At 49.7% G+C, this 294-nt stretch carries 1 pseudogene; it reads right to left on the bottom strand.

The features are described 5' to 3' along the window. A pseudogene (locus tag NE473_RS31730) lies at nt 1–277 on the bottom strand (hypothetical protein); the annotation flags it as partial. Nucleotides 278–294: the final 17 nt, after the last annotated feature.

A 294-nucleotide genomic window follows, 5' to 3' on the forward strand; every position in this document is an offset into this window, starting at 1 on the left:
AAAGGCGTGAGGCCGGATGTGGCTGCAGGACTGAGCCTTTTGTCTCTTCCAGAACACGCATCATGGCGATGCTGGCAGTTACCATGGCGGCCTGTGTGTATTCCGTGATATCCAGCCTGTCGTTCTTCTCAAAGCACAGCTCCGGCACAGAAAATCCAAGCAGCTCTGACGCCATGTCAAAGATCACTTTTCCAGTCTTTGTATTCTCGTAAAAATCCTGGCCCATTCTACAGTACTGTGCACCCTGTCCCGGGAAAATAAATGCAGTCTTGCTCATAATCCGTAACTCCTTTT

Source organism: Hungatella sp. SL.1.14 (assembly GCF_024460495.1).
Lineage (GTDB): Bacteria > Bacillota > Clostridia > Lachnospirales > Lachnospiraceae > Hungatella > Hungatella hathewayi.